This is a genomic window from Arthrobacter sp. P1_B4 (genome assembly GCF_056406555.1).
Genome location: NZ_JBFTZW010000191.1, coordinates 1 through 1,352, shown reverse-complemented (window position 1 = coordinate 1,352; position 1,352 = coordinate 1). Strand labels below are relative to the sequence as shown.

Here is a 1,352-nt window from a genome sequence, read left to right as displayed (position 1 = left end):
ACGGCGTTCAGTATCCTGATTTCCGAATGGGCGTCCCGAGGGTTCGGACACCTCGCCGGCGGCGTCCCGGATCCTGGCCGCTATGCGCCACCGGGATTGCCCAGGCGCTTCCGCTGGACTGCAGATTTCCCAGAACAGCCACACCTTGCCGTGGGCGCGCGCGGCGGCGGGGTGTTTATCTGCTCCAACACGGTCTACCACCGGCCTGCTGTCAGCCCAGTTTCCATCGGCTCGGCGCTTCTTGGACCAAATGTCCCAGCCGTGGATCCGACGGGTGTGATAGAAGAACAGGTCTGCGCCGTCGTCGTCCCGGACATGCGCTATGCGGCCTTCGTAGGCGAAGTTCACCGACACCAGCGCACGAGTCCCCCACTTGCCACCGACCTCCGCACGTGCCAGTGACCACAGGCTAAGCCGCGCAGGCTCGTTGGTGCGGGCGACATTGTGCACGAATTCGTGCGTCCTGGCATCGAGACCAGTGAGGCGTCTGGCCGTCGCCTCGATCGCGGCGACAGTGCCGATGCGTTGATAGATCTGCGGCGCGAACCGGATCTCCTGCCGCTGCGCGCCGATGGGCAACCCGTAGTCGGTCCGCCATCCAATCCATTGGGCAAGCAACGGAAGAAGCTGTCCGTCAACCCGGTCCAGGTCGTGCAGGTTCAGGGCTGCCCTGCAGAGGCTGTATAGCTGGTCGAGCTGCGCTCCGGGCAAGTCGAGGAATCGGCGCAGCACGCCGTGGGCAAGGTTTCCTGGTTCGAGTGAGTCGTGTACGGGCGGTGCCGCGTCGTAGCGCCGGTAAATGGCGGGCAAAAGGGCATAGAGCCGGTCGGCGAAACCATAGGGCGATGTGGCCGTGGCGGAGACGCGGTTGTTCGGGGCCGCCGAAGACTCCAGCGCGCCCGTTTCTGGCGTAAACAGCGTGTAATAGTAGACGGTTTCGCCTCGCAGCCCGGTGTCGGTCGCCAACCCGGGCGCTGCAACGGCTACCTCCACCCCGTCGTCAAGCCCTATCGGATGGCTTCGGGGGCTGCGCCGGATGCGGACGGCCGGCGGCGGGGTCCGGTCGGGGTCCTCGGGATCCGCATAGGTCCACGACAGGTCGATCCGGTTGCCGTCAGGATGCGGACGGGCAGCGAAGTTGCGAAGTTCCATGTTCAGCCGCCTGTCTGTTCAACGAACAGCACTCTGACACCCGACGCATAGCTGAGATCGGCCGGAGGAATCGGAATCTGGTTCTTGCCGAGCCTGATCCTCCCCGACTCCTCAGCCAATACTGTGCTCTGCGTGATCCCGTGAAATTCAGTGATGTTGGCGAAGAGGACGCCCGGGGTGCTTTGGATCCTGTCATAGAA

General features: G+C 64.3%; 2 protein-coding genes. Both read right to left on the bottom strand.

The window, feature by feature from the left end; all coding sequences use genetic code 11:
• On the bottom strand, nt 1-1,152 hold a 1,152-nt coding region (locus tag AC1D1W_RS20650), incomplete at its 3' end, for a phage tail protein (protein WP_476944694.1).
• Nucleotides 1,153-1,154: 2 nt separating this feature from the next.
• Nucleotides 1,155-1,352, bottom strand: a 198-nt coding sequence (locus AC1D1W_RS20645) for a hypothetical protein (protein WP_476944693.1), incomplete at its 5' end; no start/stop codon positions are given.